At 43.4% G+C, this 18303-nt stretch carries 19 protein-coding genes; 9 read left to right on the forward strand and 10 right to left on the reverse strand.

Translation table 11 applies throughout. The features are described 5' to 3' along the window. Positions 1-160: 160 nt before the first annotated feature. Complete coding sequence (rimK, locus tag BHR79_RS00610) at positions 161-1069, reverse strand: 30S ribosomal protein S6--L-glutamate ligase (protein ID WP_072560304.1); 909 nt, start codon at positions 1067-1069, stop codon at positions 161-163. Positions 1070-1165: 96 nt separating this feature from the next. Here rimK and BHR79_RS00615 point away from each other — a divergent pair, with 96 nt between their 5' ends. The 6 genes from BHR79_RS00615 to ahbC all read left to right on the forward strand — a co-directional run bounded on the left by BHR79_RS00615 (position 1166) and on the right by ahbC (position 8038). After that, the gene (locus BHR79_RS00615) at positions 1166-3355 is read left to right on the forward strand and encodes an ATP-dependent DNA helicase (protein ID WP_072560306.1); all 2190 of its coding nucleotides are present in this window, start codon (positions 1166-1168) and stop codon (positions 3353-3355) included. A gap of 43 nt (positions 3356-3398) precedes the next feature. Beyond that, on the forward strand, positions 3399-4685 hold the full coding sequence (gene hisD / locus BHR79_RS00620) for a histidinol dehydrogenase (protein ID WP_072560308.1): 1287 nt from the start codon (positions 3399-3401) through the stop codon (positions 4683-4685). An 86-nt stretch (positions 4686-4771) separates the two neighbouring features. Continuing rightward, positions 4772-5170, forward strand: a complete 399-nt coding sequence (locus tag BHR79_RS00625; protein WP_072359329.1) for a DUF1699 family protein — start codon at positions 4772-4774, stop codon at positions 5168-5170. Positions 5171-5276: 106 nt separating this feature from the next. Next, positions 5277-6041, forward strand: coding sequence for a uroporphyrinogen-III C-methyltransferase (cobA, locus tag BHR79_RS00630; RefSeq protein WP_072560310.1), 765 nt, complete (start codon positions 5277-5279; stop codon positions 6039-6041). A 1-nt stretch (position 6042) separates the two neighbouring features. Next, a complete protein-coding gene (locus BHR79_RS00635) occupies positions 6043-6831 on the forward strand; it encodes a uroporphyrinogen-III synthase (protein ID WP_072560312.1) in 789 nt (262 codons plus the stop codon). A 13-nt stretch (positions 6832-6844) separates the two neighbouring features. Beyond that, positions 6845-8038, forward strand: a complete 1194-nt coding sequence (gene ahbC / locus BHR79_RS00640) for a 12,18-didecarboxysiroheme deacetylase (RefSeq protein WP_072560314.1) — start codon at positions 6845-6847, stop codon at positions 8036-8038. Here the strand turns inward: ahbC and BHR79_RS00645 are convergent, their stop codons facing one another. Genes BHR79_RS00645 through BHR79_RS00665 form a run of 5 tightly spaced genes read right to left on the reverse strand, consistent with a single transcriptional unit; the run spans position 8039 to position 10293 of the window. Next, a complete protein-coding gene (locus BHR79_RS00645; RefSeq protein WP_072560316.1) occupies positions 8039-8263 on the reverse strand; it encodes a YgaP family membrane protein in 225 nt (74 codons plus the stop codon). A gap of 32 nt (positions 8264-8295) precedes the next feature. Next, positions 8296-8976, reverse strand: coding sequence for a peroxiredoxin (locus BHR79_RS00650; RefSeq protein ID WP_072560318.1), 681 nt, complete (start codon positions 8974-8976; stop codon positions 8296-8298). A gap of 19 nt (positions 8977-8995) precedes the next feature. Continuing rightward, the gene (locus BHR79_RS00655; protein WP_072560319.1) at positions 8996-9355 is read right to left on the reverse strand and encodes a carboxymuconolactone decarboxylase family protein; all 360 of its coding nucleotides are present in this window, start codon (positions 9353-9355) and stop codon (positions 8996-8998) included. Positions 9356-9369: 14 nt separating this feature from the next. Beyond that, positions 9370-9756, reverse strand: coding sequence for a desulfoferrodoxin family protein (locus tag BHR79_RS00660; RefSeq protein ID WP_072560321.1), 387 nt, complete (start codon positions 9754-9756; stop codon positions 9370-9372). A gap of 21 nt (positions 9757-9777) precedes the next feature. Then, a complete protein-coding gene (locus BHR79_RS00665) occupies positions 9778-10293 on the reverse strand; it encodes a ferritin (RefSeq protein WP_072560322.1) in 516 nt (171 codons plus the stop codon). Between the two features lie 265 nt (positions 10294-10558). Here BHR79_RS00665 and cca point away from each other — a divergent pair, with 265 nt between their 5' ends. Further along, positions 10559-11896, forward strand: a complete 1338-nt coding sequence (gene cca / locus BHR79_RS00670; RefSeq protein WP_072560324.1) for a CCA tRNA nucleotidyltransferase — start codon at positions 10559-10561, stop codon at positions 11894-11896. Here cca and BHR79_RS00675 read toward each other — a convergent pair. From BHR79_RS00675 to iorA, 3 genes are read right to left on the reverse strand one after another with little or no spacing between them, the layout of a single operon-like run. Beyond that, a complete protein-coding gene (locus tag BHR79_RS00675) occupies positions 11893-12741 on the reverse strand; it encodes a DNA-3-methyladenine glycosylase family protein (protein ID WP_072560326.1) in 849 nt (282 codons plus the stop codon). The two genes, cca and BHR79_RS00675, sit on opposite strands and share 4 nt — an antisense overlap. Before the next feature lie 10 nt (positions 12742-12751). Then, a complete protein-coding gene (locus tag BHR79_RS00680) occupies positions 12752-13345 on the reverse strand; it encodes an indolepyruvate oxidoreductase subunit beta (RefSeq protein ID WP_072560328.1) in 594 nt (197 codons plus the stop codon). Beyond that, positions 13342-15147 (reverse strand): indolepyruvate ferredoxin oxidoreductase subunit alpha, encoded by a 1806-nt coding sequence (iorA, locus tag BHR79_RS00685; protein WP_072560330.1) that lies wholly within the window; start codon positions 15145-15147, stop codon positions 13342-13344. The genes BHR79_RS00680 and iorA overlap by 4 nt, the downstream gene beginning before the upstream one ends. Before the next feature lie 155 nt (positions 15148-15302). Here iorA and BHR79_RS00690 point away from each other — a divergent pair, with 155 nt between their 5' ends. Together BHR79_RS00690 and BHR79_RS00695 are read left to right on the forward strand one after the other, a co-directional pair. After that, positions 15303-15650: a helix-turn-helix domain-containing protein gene (locus tag BHR79_RS00690; protein ID WP_072560332.1), complete on the forward strand. Its 348-nt coding sequence runs from the start codon at positions 15303-15305 to the stop codon at positions 15648-15650. A gap of 2 nt (positions 15651-15652) precedes the next feature. Beyond that, positions 15653-16270, forward strand: coding sequence for a 4Fe-4S binding protein (locus tag BHR79_RS00695; RefSeq protein WP_072560334.1), 618 nt, complete (start codon positions 15653-15655; stop codon positions 16268-16270). 4 nt (positions 16271-16274) lie between these two features. On the opposite strand, the gene BHR79_RS00700 is transcribed toward BHR79_RS00695, so the two are convergent. Further along, the gene (locus BHR79_RS00700; protein ID WP_072560336.1) at positions 16275-18299 is read right to left on the reverse strand and encodes a thioredoxin domain-containing protein; all 2025 of its coding nucleotides are present in this window, start codon (positions 18297-18299) and stop codon (positions 16275-16277) included. Positions 18300-18303: the final 4 nt, after the last annotated feature.

Here is an 18303-nt window from a genome sequence, read left to right on the forward strand (position 1 = left end):
AAGGGCAACATCGTGTTGCTTATTAATCCAATTTTTTGCAAATACACAGTAATTATATTGTTACCCACATGATCATACAGAAATAGCAAGATTCTCTTTTATTCATCTCGTCATCCATATGAACTCAATATATCATTTCACATTACATACAACAGAATCCTTATTGTTTTGAACCTTTGGTACCTGTACGATAAGGCCTGGCATTTTCTTCGATAAAATCAATTATCATGGAAGCAACATTTTTTCCGGATGCCTTTTCGATTCCTTCAAGTCCGGGGGAAGAATTTACCTCCATTACAAGGGGACCCCTTGAAGATCTAAGCATATCAACTCCCGCCACATTCAGTCCTAGAGTTTTTGCTGCTTCAACAGCAGTTTTCCTTTCCGCCGGAGTAATTTTTACAGAACAAGCAGTTCCCCCACGATGGAGATTGGAGCGGAATTCTCCCTCTTTTGCCTGTCTTTTCATGGCAGCCACAACTTTATTTCCAATCACAAAACAACGGATATCCGATCCCTCTGCCTCTTTGATATATTCCTGCACCATTATATTGACTTCCATTCCTAAAAAGGCATCAATCAAACTTTCAGAAGCACTCCTTGTTTCGGCAAGAATTACACCTATTCCCTGGGTACCTTCAAGTAATTTCACCACCAATGGAGGACCTCCAATCATTCTAATGACATCATCGATATCATCGGGTGATCGAGCAAACCCTGTGATAGGCATACCCAATCCTTTTCTGGAAAGAATCTGCAAGGAGCGTAGTTTATCCCGGGACCTAGAAATGGATACTGATTCATTTACTGGAAATACGCCCATCATCTCAAATTGGCGTAAAACCGCAGTGCCGTAAAATGTAATGGAGGCAGCTATACGCGGTATAACAGCATCAAAATTATCAAGATCCTTACCCTTATAGTGGATGGAAGGCTTTGAAGATGTAATATTCATATAACAACGAAGAGTATTGACAACCATTGCAGAATGGCCTTTGATTTTTGCCTCTTCCACAAGCCGACGTGTTGAATATAAATTTCTACTTTGTGACATAATAGCTATTTTCAACCCACAATTCCCCTTTAATAATAAATGCTATTAATTGTATTTGTACCTTTCAACAGCAAAAGTGATATCCAAACTCACCTTTAGATGTGAAATTTCATGAAAATAGAAGAACTGGACCTACCTTCAGAAGCCATTAACCTATATCTTCAGGCCGGTATAGAAGAACTCTATCCGCCCCAAACAGATGCTGTAGAAAAAGGACTTCTGCAAGGAGAAAACCTACTTGCAGCAATCCCCACAGCATCAGGGAAGACCTTACTTGCAGAGATGGCGATGTTAAAGGCTATCAAAAAGGGAGGTAAGGCACTTTATATTGTACCACTGCGCGCACTGGCTTCTGAAAAATTCAGGGATTTTAAGCGATTCGAAAGTCTGGGTATAAAGACAGCCATATCAACCGGGGATTTTGATTCAAGGGATGAATGGCTCGGTTCTAATGACATAATCGTGGCTACCTCCGAGAAAACGGATTCCCTTTTGCGTAATTCCACACCATGGATGAAAGATATCACTGCTGTGATCGTTGATGAGGTCCATCTGCTGGATTCGGCAAACAGGGGACCCACACTGGAAGTAACCCTGGCAAAACTCAAAAGACTCAATCCGGAGGCACAGGTTGTTGCTCTTTCAGCTACAGTTGGTAATGCGATGGAAATTGCACAGTGGCTGGAAGCAAAACTAGTATTGAGCGAGTGGAGACCCACGGACTTACATGAGGGGATTTTTTTCGGGGATGCCATCAATTTCGATGAAGAGCAGAAGTTTATCGAAAGACGCCACAAGGAAGATTCTGTAAACCTTGTCCTGGATACTGTTATCGAGGGAGGACAATGTCTTGTTTTTGACAGCAGTCGTAGAAATTGTGTCGGATTTGCAAAGAAGTGTGCTCCTGTTGCAGGAGAACTTCTCGACAGGCAAAATCGCAATGAACTGGAAGAAATTGCAAAAGAGGTTCTGGAAAACGGGGAGACAAAACTTACTGAAACTCTTGCCTACTGCATAAAAAAAGGGGTTGCTTTTCATCATGCGGGACTGAATTCTGCCCATCGCAGGATAGTAGAAGATGCATTCCGGAACAATTTAATAAAGATGATCTGCAGCACACCAACACTTGCAGCCGGATTGAACCTGCCTGCCCGACGTGTGGTCATCCGCAGCTACAAACGCTATGATCCCAATGCAGGAATGCAACCCATTCCTGTGCTTGACTACAAACAGATGGCCGGCAGGGCAGGCAGGCCACATCTGGACCCTTACGGAGAAGCTGTAGTCATAGTGAAAACATATGAAGAACTAACCGATGTTTTGGAGAGATATATTAATGCTTCTGCAGAAGATATCTGGTCCAAACTGGGTACCGAGAATGCACTGCGAACCCATATCCTTTCAACTATTGCAAGTGGTTTTGCAAATTGCCACAAAGAGATACTTACCTTTTTGGGTTCAACCTTTTTTGCCCAACAACAACAGAGCTGGAATTTCGAAGAACTGCTGGATGATTGCATAACGTTCCTCAAAAATGAGGGAATGCTTGAACAGGACAATGAGGTCATCCGGGCAACAGCACTGGGAAAAATGATATCCTCACTATATATCGATCCCCTCTCGGCTTCAAAAATCATCCGGGGACTGGAAAAAACCACACATGTCACAGATATGACTTTGTTACAACTGATTTGCAGCACACCGGATATGCGCCTGCTTTACTTGCGCAACAGGGATTATGAAATAATAAATGATTATGTGATGAATCATACCGAAGATTTTATTGAAGTGCCCAGTCCTTTCAAACAGATAGAATATGAATGGTTTCTTTCAGAGGTCAAAACCGCTTTGTTACTCCAGGAATGGATCAATGAGAAAAGCCTGGAAAAAATTGTTGAGAACTATCAGGTCGGAGAAGGCGACGTTTATGCCAGCTCTGATATTGCCGAGTGGCTTATGCATGCCACTTCAAGAATTGCATCCAGAATAAATCCACAACTTGAAACCGAATGTGCAAAACTCGAAAAAAGGATACATTATGGCGCAGGCAGTGAACTAATGGAATTGGTGGAAATTCCCAATGTAGGCAGAGCAAGAGCACGCAAACTTTTCAAGAAAGGATATCTCAGCCGCCAGAAACTTGCAAAAGCAAATGAAAAGCAACTGGCAGGGATCGTCGGGCCAAAGATAGCACAAAAAATCCTTTCATATCTGGGCAGGGAAACTGACAGCAATGGTTATGTAGAGCCGGAAACATTGGAAAATAAAAAACAACAGAAAACATTCCAGGACTTCATCTGAAACAACGATCTAATACATAAACACAAAGACGGAGACTTACCCCATGCTTTATAAGAAAATTAAAGACCTCACCAATGGTGAATTGGATAATCTTATGGAAAGGGCATCAGATCTGATGGCTGTAAGGGATGCAGTTGAAACAATCCTTGAGGATGTAAAAAAGGATGGGGATAGTGCCCTGCGTCATTATACTGAAAAATTTGACAAAGCCCGGATTGGTGCCATCGAAGTAACTGAAGACGAGATTAATGAAGCAATGACAAAAATAGATCCGTCTTTGCTGAAACACCTGGATAAGGCTGCATCTAACATAAGGAAATTCCATGAAGCACAATTACCCCGGGACAAATGGTTTGTGGAAATTTCCCCGGGACTTAAAGCCGGACAGAAAACCGTGCCCTTAAGATCCGTAGGTGCCTATGTGCCCGGAGGAAGAGCATCGTACCCCTCAACAGCCCTTATGACTATAATCCCGGCAAAAGTTGCAGGAGTGAAGGATGTAGCAATGTGCACGCCTCCCGGGCCCGATGGAAAGGTAAATCCCCTGACACTTGCAGCTGCAAAGGTCGCTGGTGCTGACAGGATATACAGACTCGGCGGGGTTCAGGCTATTGCAGCTCTTGCCTATGGAACTGAAAGCGTTAAGCCCGTAGACAAGATTGTGGGCCCGGGAAATGTCTTTGTCACTACGGCAAAGATGCTTATCCGCACACATGCAGAGATAGATTTCCCGGCAGGACCCAGTGAGATCCTGATAATCGCAGATGAAACTGCAGACCCGGATTTCATCGCATCTGACATGCTGGCACAGGCTGAACATGACCCTAACGCAATCTGTGTATTAGCAACTACCTCTGAGAATATTGCAGCGAATACACAACAACGCTTAGGAGAACTTGCAGATACTACACCCAGGTCAGAAATAGTGAAAGAAGCCCTGCAAAATGCGGCCATCCTTATAGGCGATTCCCTTGATGAGTGTATTGGATTATCCAATAATTTCGGACCCGAACATCTTGAGATAGTGACAGCAGATGATGATGCAGTCCTGGACAGGATCGATAGTGCCGGATCGATTTTCATGGGAAAATATGCTCCCGTTTCAACCGGGGATTATGCGTCAGGAACAAATCATGTTCTCCCTACAGCCGGCTATACAAAACTCTACTCAGGATTAAACATCAATCATTTCCTGAAATATTCCACAATACAACAGCTGGACAGGAAAGGCTTGCAATCCCTGAGTGATACAATAATCACACTTGCAGAAGAAGAAGGGTTGTACGCCCATGCTGATGCCGTAAGGTTGCGTTTGAAGAAAAATGAATGATCCTCTCACTCGATAATTATTTAAGAGGTCAGACTTAATAATAATTTATTGAGTTGTACATCGAGCTTAATATCAGGAGTGGAATCATGAAAATCAGAGTTGTCAGCAAAAGGAAAGAAATTGAAACACTCGATGAAGGGGAAAGAGTGATTCATCTGGCTTTCCGTCCGTCCAACAAGGACATATTTGATCTCGTTAAAAGATGTAAGAATGTGGAAGTGATCCAGATACCTTCATCTTATAGGAAAACTGTATCAAAATCCATTGAAATGTTCCTTGAGATGGAAGGAATCAGACTTATAGAGGGAGATGTATGGGGACACCGGAAAGACATAAATGAATATTACAGCATCTCGCCTTCTGTTAATGAAAGGATAAAGGAATTGAAATCTGAGGGCATGTCAGACGAAGAAGTTGCCAGAAAGATAGAAAGAGAGGGAAAGCTCAACAAGGACATTTTATTATATATACTCGATAATCAATGAGTATATTTTTCACTTTTTCTTCCCTCCAATTTCTATCCAGTACATATAACCTTTTTAACCAATCAAATCCTTAGTTCCTCAAACACGTCAATAGAGGATTAATATCATGAATAGCGGATACGGGAAAGTATATCTTGTTGGGTCCGGCCCCGGAGATCCGGAACTGCTCACAATAAAAGCAAGAAAGTTGATAGACAACGCAGAGGTCATCGTCTATGACCAGTTGCCAGGAGAAGCAATCCTGCAGAGTATGCCTGAAACGGCAGAAAAAATAGATGCAGGAAAGTATGCAGGCAACCATAAACTAACCCAGACAGAAATCAACGATCTGATAGTGAAAAAGGCAGAAGAAGGAAAAAGTGTCGTTCGATTAAAGGGAGGGGACCCCTATATGTTCGGCAGGGGCGGCGAAGAGGCTGAAAAACTTGTGCAGGCAGGAATCGATTTTGAGGTTGTACCAGGTATCACCTCTGCAATTGCAGTACCTGCTTATGCCGGAATCCCTGTAACCCACAGGGACCATGCATCGATGGTTACATTCATTACCGGCCATGAAGACCCGACCAAAACAAAAACCGGCCTTGATTGGGAAAACCTGGCCCGCTTCCCGGGTACCCTGGTCATTTTTATGGGAGTGAAAAGGCTGGAGCAGAATATGAATGCACTGAAAAAATATGGCAAGCTGCCGACAACTCCGGTAGCAATTGTTGAAAAAGGAACCCGGCCCGATCAGAGGATCACCACAGGAAATATTGAGAACATAGCAGAAAAAGCAAAGGAAGCCGGTGTAAAGGCCCCTGCAATAACAGTTGTGGGTGATGTGGTTTCCGTACATGATATCCTGGGTATGCAAAAGGTCGTATGGGGATAATATGGACAAAAAGAGTAATACAATAGCAATAATGAGGCCACACAATTACCTCGCAAAATCCCGTGAGATGGCACAATCCATGGGATATGAGGTATTCGAGGCACCAATGATCGAGTTGAAGGACATGGAAGATGACATGTTCGACACATTCACAGACCATGTCCTTTCTGGAAAAAGTGACTATGTGATATTTACCAGTGCCAATGGTATAGACCATACCTTGGACAAGGTAGATGACAGGAATGAATTCACAAATTCCCTGAACAGGACAAAAGTAATAGCCATCGGACCAAATACCAAAAAAAGACTGGAAGAACTTGATATTGGAGTTCTTGGTATACCTGGTGTCTACAGCTCAGAAGGACTGGTTGAATATCTGTGTCCTGATGTGAAGGGAAAGATAGTGGATACCGCACGCAGTGCCTATGGTTCAATCCTGCTTATAGAAGGGCTTGAAAAGTGTGGTGCATCTGTTCTGGAAACACAGGTATATACACTCGTGCGACCCGAAGGAGACAAGCAGAGAGAACTTATTAAAAGGGCAGCATCCGGGGATATTGCCATTTTTGCCTTCACAAGTTCCATGATGGTACGCAATTTCTTCAGCCTGGCAGAAGAGATGGGAAAAACCGATGATATAAAGGAAGTAATGAAAAAGTCTATTGTGGCTGCAATTGGTACTCCTACAGCAAATACCATTCAGGAATATGGCGTGGAAACAACTATAAAACCCTGCAAGTACACCTTCGATGAAATGCTAAAAACCATTAAAGACGAATACTTTGACTGAAGAAGGTTTAGAAATGATCGGTATTTCAAAGCTCTATTGCGGAACTGTCGAACCATCGGATGCCCTGAGATATGGACGGCACTCCTCCAGATTACCTTCCCACCTACTCCAGTTCTCAAAGGACAAGAAACCTGTTGTGGTTTGGAATATCACCCGCAAATGTAACCTCAAATGCATTCACTGTTATGCCCAGGCAGACGATAAAGATTTTGAGGATGAACTATCCACAGAAGAAGGAAAAAGACTCATCGATGACCTTGCAGAGTTCAAAACACCTGTCATACTTTTTTCCGGAGGGGAACCTCTTGTCAGGAAAGATCTGCCAGAATTGGCCGAATATGCAGTCTCAAAGGGCCTAAGAGCAGTAATTTCCACAAATGGCACACTAATAGACATGGATATGGCAAAAAAACTAAAGGAAATCGGCCTGTCCTACGTTGGAATTTCTATTGACGGCACAGAAGAGACAAATGATAGGTTCCGGGGACAACAGGGAGCTTTCAAAAAGGCGCTTGAAGGTGTCCACAACTGCATGAAAGCAGGGATCAAGGTTGGCCTGCGTTTTACAATCAATAAAAGTAATTTCCGGGAAATTCCTGCAATATTCGACCTGCTGGAAGAAGAAGGAATTCCACGGATTTGTTTCTATCATCTTGTATATGCAGGCAGGGGCAGCGACCTCATAAAACAAGACCTGACACATGAAGAAAGCCGGGAAACATTAGACCTGATTATGGATCGTACAAAACAGCTTTATGAAAAAGGGATTAAACCAGAGGTACTTACAGTGGACAATCATTGTGATGCCCCCTACCTCTACATGAAATTAAAGGACGAAGAGCCCGAGCGTGCGGCCGAGGTCCTCGATCTTATGAAAATGAACGGAGGCAATTCCACCGGTGTAGGAATTGGTTGTGTGTCCTGGGATGGAACAGTGCACCCTGATCAGTTCTGGCGCCACTATACCATAGGGAATATCAGGGATAGGCCTTTCAGCGAGATATGGACAGATCTCAGCGACAATTTACTGGCGGGCCTGAAAGATCGCAAGCCTCTATTGAAGGAACATGCAAAAAGATGTGGCCAGTGCAAGTGGCTGGACATCTGTAACGGAAATTTCCGTGTACGTGCAGAAGCTGTTTATGGCAATGCCTGGGCAGATGACCCGGCCTGTTATCTTACAGATGAAGAGATCGGGCTGGAATAATTATTTTTTTGCGGTATTGATACCCAGATAATGGTAGGGCGTACAGTGCCTTGTCATTGCCGTAAATAATCCGGCCAAAGCCACAAGTGCAACCAGCCAGTTCCAGGGAGAGGTTTCCACAAGGTCCATGGCCAGGGCAATCGTTGCCACTGAACCAATGAGGGCCCTGAAAACCAGGTCAAACCCGCCAACATTTTCCTCGAGCAATATATCTTTGAAAGTCATTGTTCACCTAAAAAAAGCAGGTCAAGACCTGCTTACTCCTTACTTTTCTTGAAGCACATGAACCAGTCGAGACAATACTTATCGTCTTCTTTGGCCTCAACCCGTTCCTTTGCCATACCACATGAACCCGGTGGAGGAATAATTACGTCATCACCTGGTTGCCAGTTTGCCGGAGTGGCAATCTGTTCGGCATCCGATTTCTGCATGGCAATTACAAGTCTTTTGACCTCATCCATGTTCCGTCCGTTACTGAGGGGGTAATAGAGGATTGCACGTACCTTGTTCTTCGGGTCGATAATGAATACTGCACGTACGGCTTGAGTATCCGATGCACCCAGTTGGACCATACCGAATTTCTTTGCTACTTCCATCTTGATATCCGCAATTACAGGGAAATTAACCTCTACATCTTTCATACCCTTATATTCGATTTTCTCTTTAATGGTACGCAGCCAAGCAATATGTGCATGGATACCATCAATGGAAAGTCCGATGAGTTCGGTATTCAATTCCCTGAATTCATCCTCCATTGTAGCAAAGGTCATGAATTCGGTAGTACAGACCGGTGTAAAATCTGCCGGATGACTGAACAGAACTACCCATTTGCCTTTGTAATCTTTAGGGAAGTTTATTTCTCCCTGTGTAGTTGTTGCTTTAAAACTCGGTGCTTCATCGCCTATAAGAGGCATTCTTGTAGTTTCAGTTTCTTCCATAATTAATCCCCACTTTATTTCAAAATTCCAATTTATCCATCTGCTTTAATACCTGTCTGCTGAAATCAGTGAAATTCTGGATACCACCTGTCCAGGCAGCAATCATCATACAATCCGTGATCTCAGTACGGGTCGCTCCAAATTTCTTGAGTCTTTCAAGAATTTTCACAGCGCTTTCACTGTTATTATTTGAACAGGCAATGGAAAAGACAAGAAGGTGTTTCTCCTTCATGGAGAGACCATCTTCCCTGTCTTCCCACACAGCAGCATAAAATGATGCAAGAGCTTCAGAGAAGTCTTCATTTATGTCCTGGGCATACCTTATGGAGCGTGGCAGGAAACCTTTGACTTCCTTCACCTTATCTGCATTTGTGCTCATGAATTCACCAAATTTTAAAGTTCGATGATATTTTGCCAAAGGCCATGCACATTGCAATAGGATATAGCAAACACAGCTTTGAAATCGGCAACATTCACCTTAAACCTTGCAAGGGGTTCGGTAAATGAAGGACCGAATTCTGCACGTCCCAAGTCCACGATCTGGCCATATTTATCCCCACCGTAATTCGAGCCTGCAGCAGGTTCTCCCTTTTTCACACCATACAACTCAAGCCATACAATATGATGCTCAATAGTATTGGGGTGGGCAACTTCCTTTCCCACATGGACCGTCACCAGGTCATCCACATCTGAACCATGGGACTTGCCTATTGAAATGTCAGGTACATGTTTCTCTTTGCCTTCAGATACTTTTCCTTTAATTAATTCCTCAATATCCATACTAAATCCTCCTTTAACTGATTATTGTCCTTCCTGTGCCGGCGGGGTAAAAGCCCTTGCACCAAGTTCCTTGTCAATCATGAACAGGCCATTTCCCTCTTCACCTGCAAGCTGGAGTTTGCTGATTATCTCATTATCATTGCTCTCTTCTTCGATCTGTTCGGTGACAAACCATTGGAGGAAAATGTTTGTTGCATAATCCTTCTCCTCATTTGCAAGAGTTACCAGTTCATTGATTGATCTTGTGATAAACTGTTCATGTTCAAGGGTAGCTTTGAACATCTCAAGAGGAGTACCAAATTCCTTTGGTGGCTGCTCTATTGCCTTAAGCTGGATCTGTGCTCCCTGTTCATTCAAGTAATCATATATGCGCATAGCATGAGTCATTTCTTCCTGATACTGTACCATGAACCAGTTCGAAAAGCCGTCAAGTCCTTTATAGGAACTTGCAGCTGACATTGCCATATAAAGATAGGCAGAATACATCTCCCTGTTTATCTGCTCATTTAATGCTTCGGTCATCTTTTCACTTAACATATATTACCTCCAAATATTAAACCAAAAAAGACAACGACAGTTAAATCTGCACCCACCTGTTCTCCATCTGTCAAACTCCCGTTATCCATATAAGAGAAGATCGATAACTATAAATTTTTATCGTTAGACAGTTTTATGTTTATTTCTATTATAAAATAACGATAAAAGAAACAGTATATAGCTTCAAACAATATATAGCAAAAGACGACTGAAACCCCATACATAACAGAACATAACTAAAAACACAGAAATCAAAAGGATTTACATGCTGCCTCTTGAACAAAAAGTGCTGGAACGTATAAAGCCTTCATTGGAAGAGAAAGAAAAACTGGAACAAACTGCCAGTTATCTGATGAGAAGAGCGATTCAGATAGCCAAAAAAGAACATATTACCGATGTGAAGGTCCAGCTGGTAGGCTCAGCTGCTCGCAATACATGGATTACCGGCACACATGATCTTGATATATTCATAAGTTTTGACCCATCCCTCCCACGGGAAAAACTTGAAGAGTATGGTTTGTTCATAGGGCACGAACTTGCAAAAGAAGGCCGGTTCTGGGAAGAAGGTTATGCAGAACACCCTTACACCAAAATGAACTATGCGGGATTTGATGTAGATATTGTCCCCTGCTACCGTGTAACCGATGCTTCCAGAATAATCTCAGCTGTTGACAGGACACCTTTTCACAACCGCTTCATAAAAGAAAAAATCGAGGGTCTGGAGGATGAAGTGCTTTTACTCAAACAGTTCATGAAAGCCGGAGGGACATATGGCTCAGAACTGAAAACCCGGGGTTTCTCAGGATATCTCACCGAACTTCTCATAATCCATTACGGCTCTTTCAAAAACGTGCTTGAAGCCGCAGCAGTGTGGGAGCCGAATCAGAAAATAGAGTTCCTGAAACCCACAAAGGAATTTATCGAACCTCTTCAGGTGATTGATCCCACAGATGCAGGAAGAAACGTAGCCGCTGCTCTATCACTTGACAAGTTTTGTCTTTTCATTGATCTCTGCCGCCAATACCTGGAAGAGCCAAAGGAATCCTGCTTTTCAAAGAAAATCACAACCCCCCTATCTGATGGTGAAATAATCCAGAGAATGAATAAAAGAACAAGCTCCATAATTGCGCTGAAGTTCCAGACCCCCGAAGTTGTAGAAGATATACTGTATCCCCAGCTTTTCAAAATGCAAAAGTCAGTGGAAGCATTACTTGAAAAACAGGACTTCCGACCCATTAAAAGTGATATATGGGTAGGCAAGGACGTCGTACTTATCATTGAACTTGAAAATGCCCAAATTGCAACTGTAAAAAAACACAGAGGGCCTCCGGTATGGGTTAAACAACATGCTGAGATGTTCAGGAAGAAATACACCGACCGGAGAGATGTTTTTGCATTCTACATAGAAGACGGGAAATATGTAGTTGAAGTTCCACGCAAATATACAACTGCCTCTTCATTACTTGAAAATGAAATTCACAACTGTTCCCTGGGAAAACAGGTTTCAAAGAGCCTTAAAGACGAATATGAAATCCTGTCCGGAAAAAATATCCTGCAAATAAAGGATACCAACTACCGGGCTTTTCTCAATGAATTCCTTTAATCCATTCCACTGCCCAGTTTACCTTCAAGCCTGTGCTGATAGAAAAGATACTGCTGGGCATAACCACAGTAATGTCCAAAATAGGATCTTGCCCATTCAGCCATTTTGGGTTTGGTATAAGGTCCTTCAAAACTATCGGAATAATAATTTCTGATAACCTTGTCAACATGGGTATCCACAGGAAAAGCTTCCATTTTTCCATAGGAGAAAAGGAGGATACAATCAGCCACCTTATCCCCGATGCCTTCTATAGTCATCAATTGCTGTTTGGCCTGGAAATAATCCATATCATACAGCCCATACAGATCTAACTCTCCTGATTCTATCATCCGGGCAGCTTTGACAAGTCGGCGTGCCCTGAAACCCAGACTGCAGTCACAAAGATCCTCACCACAACAAGCTGCAAGGGCAGATATTTCAGGAAAGGCATAGATCCCATCAACAATTTCCTCCCCCAGCAGCCGGGAAAGTTTCTCGATGGATTTCATTATACGGGGGATATTCGAAGCGGTTGCTATCATATAAGATACAAGACATTCCCAGGGATCCTGCATAACCAGTCGCAAACCCCTGTATTTTGATATTGCTTCATGTAAGTATGAATCATGATCAATTGAGGAAAAGATATAGGGCAGGTCATCGTCCAGCCTGAAATATTTCACAAAAAACTCAACCGGGAGACGGGAATCAATGTAAAGGGTCCACGCCTCCTTTTCATAGAAGGCATGTACATAATCTCCCTGTACCACACCGTGCCACCAGTCATCTTCTTTTGACCAGCGAAATACCTGACCACAATCCAGAGTGTAGTCAAGATCAAAACATGAAGTCGGTATACTGTACATGCTAATGTTGTTACTGTCTTGTTGTTTCCCTGCCCAGCCGGAATGCACTCAGGTTGGTCTCGATGGTCTTTGGAGGTACCATATTCCTTATACATTCCACCAGTGTTTCCTCGGGGATCGGGAGATAAGAGGAAATTGCGCCCAGCATCACGACATTCAGGGTTTTCATATTCCCGGCCTGTCTGGCAAGGGCCACAGCATCAAAGGCCACAACCCTGTAATCCTTTTCAAGGCTGGCAACAATTTCCTGTGGGTCAGGGTAGGTGCATTGTCCTGATGTAACGGTTACCGGATAAATCGGGGAGGTATTCATCACCACAATTCCATCTTTTGCCACATCACTGATATAGCGCATTGCCTCTACCGGCTCCAGTGCCAGCATCCCCTGGGCACTGCCGCAGGGAATGAGGGAACCGAGATCGCAACCAACCCTTACATAATTCACAACAGAACCACCACGTTGGGCCATCCCGTGGGTCTCTGCTGCCCGGACATCCATTCCTTCAGAAACCGCTGCCTTGCCTATTATATCGGAAACCTTGACAGCACCCTGGCCTCCCACACCGGCTATCACAAGATCAAAATTTGATAAATTGGAAGTCATTTTTTCACCTCCATGATAGCATTGAAATTGCATATTTCAACACACAATCCACAACCACTGCACATTGTATTAATGGAGGCTTTTTTGGACACCTCATCAAATTCAATTGCAGGGCAGCCAAATTTCAAGCATTTCCGGCAACCTTTACAGAGATCTGTATCAACCATAAACGGAGTGTATCTTATGCCTTCCCTTGCTGCGGAAATTACACAGGCACGTTTGGCTATTACAACTGAAACCCCTTCATAGGCTTTTGCCCGCTCCAGTACATCCTCCGTGGCATCCATGTCGTAGGGGTCAACCACCTCCACGAATTCCGCACCCATTGCACTGCACAATTTATCAAATTCAACCTCTACTGTTGGTTCACGGGTTGCCGTCTTACCCATACCCGGATTGGGCTGGTGACCGGTCATTGCCGTAGTCCTGTTATCAAGTATCAGTACAGTAATATCAGATTTATTGTAGATAGCATTCATTAAACTGTTAATCCCAGTATGAAAAAAGGTAGAATCACCGATCGTACAACATATGGGTTTTTTCTCACCGGCGTCATAGATTCCCGAAGCAACACTGATACTTGCTCCCATACATAGAGTGGTATCCACCGTACCGTGCTGGATACCGAGAGTGTAACAACCGATATCACTGGGAAATACCGCATCTTCACCAAATACTTTTTTCATGACATGGAAAGTACCACGGTGGGAGCAACCCGGACACATTGCAGGCGGTCTGACAGGCAGTTCCATATCCTGCTTTGCAGGTTTACATTCACATGAATCAATTCCAAAAGCTTTAGCAATTCCATCCATGCAAATATCAACATTGAATTCACCTGTACGGGGAAGAAGCCCATCTGCTTTCCCAAAGATTTCAGTCTCAAAGCCTACATCTCTTGCAATTACCTTGCACTGATCCTCAATAACAGGTTCAAGTTCCTCTATCACAATTACCTGTTCTGTTTTAGCGAGAAGTTGACGAATACTGTCTTCTGGAATTGGATACGTCCCTATCTCCAAAAAAGAAGCGGTAATACCAAGCCTGTCAAGCGCTTCTTTTGTATAAACTGCAGCTGTTCCACAAGCAATGATACCAACAGTACTCTCTGCTTCTATGGTAAGTTCATTCCAGCCGGAAACTTCAAGCTCACCGCGAATGTCCTGCTGTATCGAAAGCAGATGAGGATGACGTATTCTCGCATTTTTAGGAACCATTACCCAGCGGTCAGGGTTCTTTTCAAATTTAATTTCACCTGTCTTCTGCCTGACTGGAGCCAGTTTTATATCCGATTTCCCGTGGGATATACGTGTTGTGGAGCGAAAGATTACCGGTATTTCATATTTTTCAGATAATTCAAAGGCATAAGGAATCATGTCCTTGGCCTGCTGGGGGGTTGATGGCTCAAGGCAGGGAATCTGTGAGAACACGGAATACCTGCGGGTATCCTGCTCGTTCTGGGAAGAATGGCAGGAAGGGTCATCGGCCACTATAATAACCATGCCTCCCTTGACACCCATGTATGCCAGAGTCATCAGGGGATCAGCAGCTACGTTCAGACCTACATGTTTCATGGTAACCACGGAACGGGCTCCTGCCATAGAGGCACCGGCAGCCACTTCCATTGCAACCTTTTCATTTACGGACCATTCAATATAGAAGTCCCTTTCTTTCATAGAAGCCAGAGTATCCACTATTTCAGAAGAAGGGGTCCCTGGGTAACCGGACACAACGTCCACAGCCCCTTCTACAATACCGCGGGCAATGGCAACGTTGCCTAGCATATATTCACGACCGCTCATGGTAATCGCCTGCTAATTCATAATATACATTATTGATAAATATATCTCGTAATATCATGAGTACTGCTATTTTTTGGCAACAGGTGACAGTTGTTAAAAGCATTTATATATGCTGTGAGTTATAGACAGTACTGCAATTTATAAGAGGTATTGGAATGATAGACTTTGCCTGCAAAGAATTCCGTTTAAACGATGTCATCAAATGTGCCCTGAACCTTACAAGAGCCGATATGAAGGTCATCGGGTTATTCTTTGATACTCCGGAAAAATGGGTAAATACTGAAGATATAGCAAATGATACCGGGCTTGACCTTTCAACTGTCCAGAGATCCGTTAAAAAATTACATGAAAAAGAAATCCTTACCAAATCCCAAACAAACCTGGATCGTGGAGGATACACCTATATCTATAAACTGAAGGAAAAAAACGAAATAAAGGAAATTATTATGCAAATTGTACATAAATGGGTAAACAAAGTCGATAATGAACTGGAGGCATGGTGAAAATGCTGAAGATTACACGTTATCTGTGGCTGCTTGTCCTGGTAGTCTCATTGGGTGGATTGTGGTATCCTTATCTTGGATATCTGATGGCAGTTGTAATGATCACCCTGTTGGCTACGTCTGTAGTAAGAGGACGCTGGTTCTGCGGCAACCTATGTCCGCGTGGAAGCCTCTATGATTTCGTGCTGAGCAAAGTCTCAAGAAAACAGGATATACCGGAGAGCCTCAAAAGTTTCTGGTTGCGAATACCTCTCCTGGTACTTATGATGACAGTAATGATATACAGGGTATCAGTGGTATTTGCCACACAGAATATGTTCGAAAAAATCGGAGTCGTACTAGTGTCAATGTGTATTGTTACAACTTCACTGGCAATCATGCTGGGAGGATTTTACAATTCCAGGACCTGGTGTACGGTATGCCCGATGGGAACTGCACAAAGAATAATCGGAGGAGACCGATACCAGCTTAAAATGGCACATGAACTTTGCATAGATTGCAAGAAATGTGAAAAAGTGTGCCCAATGGAACTTACGGTCAGGGACATAGGCAATAATCCCGACTGCATAAAATGTGGCCGCTGTGTGGAAGCCTGTCCAAAAGATGCCCTGTACTTTTAAATAATCAAAACAACAGGCTTTCCAATTCCCGGCGGTCGTTGACCGGAGGAGTGCAGCTCTGTCCTTTGCAGACATAAGCTGTAGTTCTCCCTTCTTTTACATCCATATCAAAAGTATAAGGGGCAATCCTGGACAGGTCTCTGGCAGATTCGGGATTTTTCAATAACAATATTGTTTGGGGAAGATAATTTTTCCTTACAACATCCATCATTTCCTTAAGCCCGATTTTTTCAGAATCTGTAACTATTACCACAAGGGTTGCCTCTACTCCAAGCATAAGACCGGTTAACATATAACTATAAGCCGGTGGAGAACGCTTCAGCATTCCACCAAAAGCCGACAGGGTTGTACGGGCTAAATCACGGTAACCCACATTACCGGTAATATGGAATAGGCAGAAGAGATCCCATACAGCCACTGAATTCCCGCTTGGATAAGGGCCATCAAAGACTTTTTTTGTCCTGTGGGGGATGTCAGATACATCCGATGCAGAGAAGAAAAAGCCACCTTGATCTTCATCATAGAACATATCAACCATTATATCCACAATTTCAATTGCTGTTTCCAGATATTTTGTCTCAAATGTAGCTTCATAAAGTTCGATCAAGCCCCATGCCAGAAAAGCATAGTCATCCAGAAAGCCATCAATTCCAGAATTGCCTTCATGGAAACGGTGATACAGCCTTCCATCATCTCTGCGCATGTAGGAGAGAATAAAAGAAGCAGCTTCTTTGCCTTTTTCAAGAGTGGAATTAACCCCGGATATTCTGGAAGCCATTGAAAGAGCAGCTATTGCAAGGCCGTTCCAGTCTGTAAGAATCTTATTATCAAGAGACGGCCTGATCCTTTCACTACGAAGGGAGAACAGGTGTGCTTTTATTTCTTTTAATTTTGCAGCTGAAGTGTCACTTATAGCATATTCATTACGGCGCAATACTCCTACATTTTCAGACCCCCCATCCAGGGGAATTATATCGTAGAACTGCAGAATAAAATCACTATCCTCTTTCCCGACAGAGTCCTCTATTTGACCTCTGGACCATAGATAGAATAAACCTTCCTGACCCTCACTGTCAGCATCTTCCCCACAATAGAATCCACCTTCTGGATGGCGTAGTACTGTACTCATATAGGAAATTGTTGAATCTGCCACGTCCCTGTAATGCACATTCCCTGTTGCCTGATAAGCCATGAGATAAACGACCACAAGCATTGCCTGGTCATAGAGCATTTTCTCGAAATGAGGAATATTCCAGCTGGCATCTGTAGAGTAGCGATGGAAACCTCCACCCAGATGATCGAATATTCCACCACTTGCCATTGAAGACAGAGTATTTTCGATCATCGTGAGGGACTGCGGTCGCTCATCCGTTTTCCACCGGTTGAGCAAAAATATAAGAATCGAAGGAGAAGGGAATTTGGGAGCCGGGCCAAACCCACCATTTTTCCAGTCAAACATACCGAAAAGTGCGGAAAAAGCATCCTCCAGAATGGACAGGTTTACCGGCTCCTTTTCGGCAGGTATATTATTGATTTCTGAAACCAATTGTGATGCCTGCTGCCTTATCTCAGCTCTTTTATTGTCCCAGATATTTGTAACCTGCATCAACAGGTCTGATAATCCCATCTGCCCCATTGCCGCTTCTTTTGGTATATAAGTGGCTGCAAAAAAAGGCTTTTTTTCAGGTGTCATAATTATGGTCAGCGGCCAGCCACCGCTGCCATTCATTGCCTGGCAGACTTCCATGTAGAACTCATCGACATCCGGCCTCTCTTCCCTGTCTACTTTTACAGGAATGAAATTAGAATTCAAAAGATTGGCAATGTGAGCATCTTCAAAAGATTCCTCTGCCATTACGTGACACCAGTGACAGGTTGAATACCCAATGGAAAGGAAGACTGGAAGATTTTTCCTTTTTGCCTGTTCAAAAGCTTCTTCTGACCATGGATACCAATCAACAGGATTTGTGGAATGCTGTCTCAGGTAGGGACTGTTTTCCCCGGCAAGCCTGTTGTTTTTGGAATTCATGATT

Origin of the sequence: Methanohalophilus halophilus (genome assembly GCF_001889405.1) — an archaeon.
Taxonomy (GTDB): domain Archaea; phylum Halobacteriota; class Methanosarcinia; order Methanosarcinales; family Methanosarcinaceae; genus Methanohalophilus; species Methanohalophilus halophilus.

Coding starts and splice junctions, on each gene's coding strand:
- BHR79_RS00665 (WP_072560322.1), bottom strand. CDS start 10,293: ATGTTAAGTGAAAAGATGACCGAAGCATTAAATGAGCAGATAAACAGG.
- BHR79_RS00690 (WP_072560332.1), top strand. CDS start 15,303: ATGATAGACTTTGCCTGCAAAGAATTCCGTTTAAACGATGTCATCAAA.
- cobA (WP_072560310.1), top strand. CDS start 5,277: ATGAATAGCGGATACGGGAAAGTATATCTTGTTGGGTCCGGCCCCGGA.
- BHR79_RS00695 (WP_072560334.1), top strand. CDS start 15,653: ATGCTGAAGATTACACGTTATCTGTGGCTGCTTGTCCTGGTAGTCTCA.
- BHR79_RS00635 (WP_072560312.1), top strand. CDS start 6,043: ATGGACAAAAAGAGTAATACAATAGCAATAATGAGGCCACACAATTAC.
- hisD (WP_072560308.1), top strand. CDS start 3,399: ATGCTTTATAAGAAAATTAAAGACCTCACCAATGGTGAATTGGATAAT.
- BHR79_RS00660 (WP_072560321.1), bottom strand. CDS start 9,756: ATGGATATTGAGGAATTAATTAAAGGAAAAGTATCTGAAGGCAAAGAG.
- iorA (WP_072560330.1), bottom strand. CDS start 15,147: ATGAGCGGTCGTGAATATATGCTAGGCAACGTTGCCATTGCCCGCGGT.
- BHR79_RS00650 (WP_072560318.1), bottom strand. CDS start 8,976: ATGGAAGAAACTGAAACTACAAGAATGCCTCTTATAGGCGATGAAGCA.
- BHR79_RS00655 (WP_072560319.1), bottom strand. CDS start 9,355: ATGAGCACAAATGCAGATAAGGTGAAGGAAGTCAAAGGTTTCCTGCCA.
- BHR79_RS00615 (WP_072560306.1), top strand. CDS start 1,166: ATGAAAATAGAAGAACTGGACCTACCTTCAGAAGCCATTAACCTATAT.
- cca (WP_072560324.1), top strand. CDS start 10,559: ATGCTGCCTCTTGAACAAAAAGTGCTGGAACGTATAAAGCCTTCATTG.
- BHR79_RS00675 (WP_072560326.1), bottom strand. CDS start 12,741: ATGTACAGTATACCGACTTCATGTTTTGATCTTGACTACACTCTGGAT.
- BHR79_RS00680 (WP_072560328.1), bottom strand. CDS start 13,345: ATGACTTCCAATTTATCAAATTTTGATCTTGTGATAGCCGGTGTGGGA.
- BHR79_RS00645 (WP_072560316.1), bottom strand. CDS start 8,263: ATGACTTTCAAAGATATATTGCTCGAGGAAAATGTTGGCGGGTTTGAC.
- BHR79_RS00625 (WP_072359329.1), top strand. CDS start 4,772: ATGAAAATCAGAGTTGTCAGCAAAAGGAAAGAAATTGAAACACTCGAT.
- BHR79_RS00700 (WP_072560336.1), bottom strand. CDS start 18,299: ATGAATTCCAAAAACAACAGGCTTGCCGGGGAAAACAGTCCCTACCTG.
- ahbC (WP_072560314.1), top strand. CDS start 6,845: ATGATCGGTATTTCAAAGCTCTATTGCGGAACTGTCGAACCATCGGAT.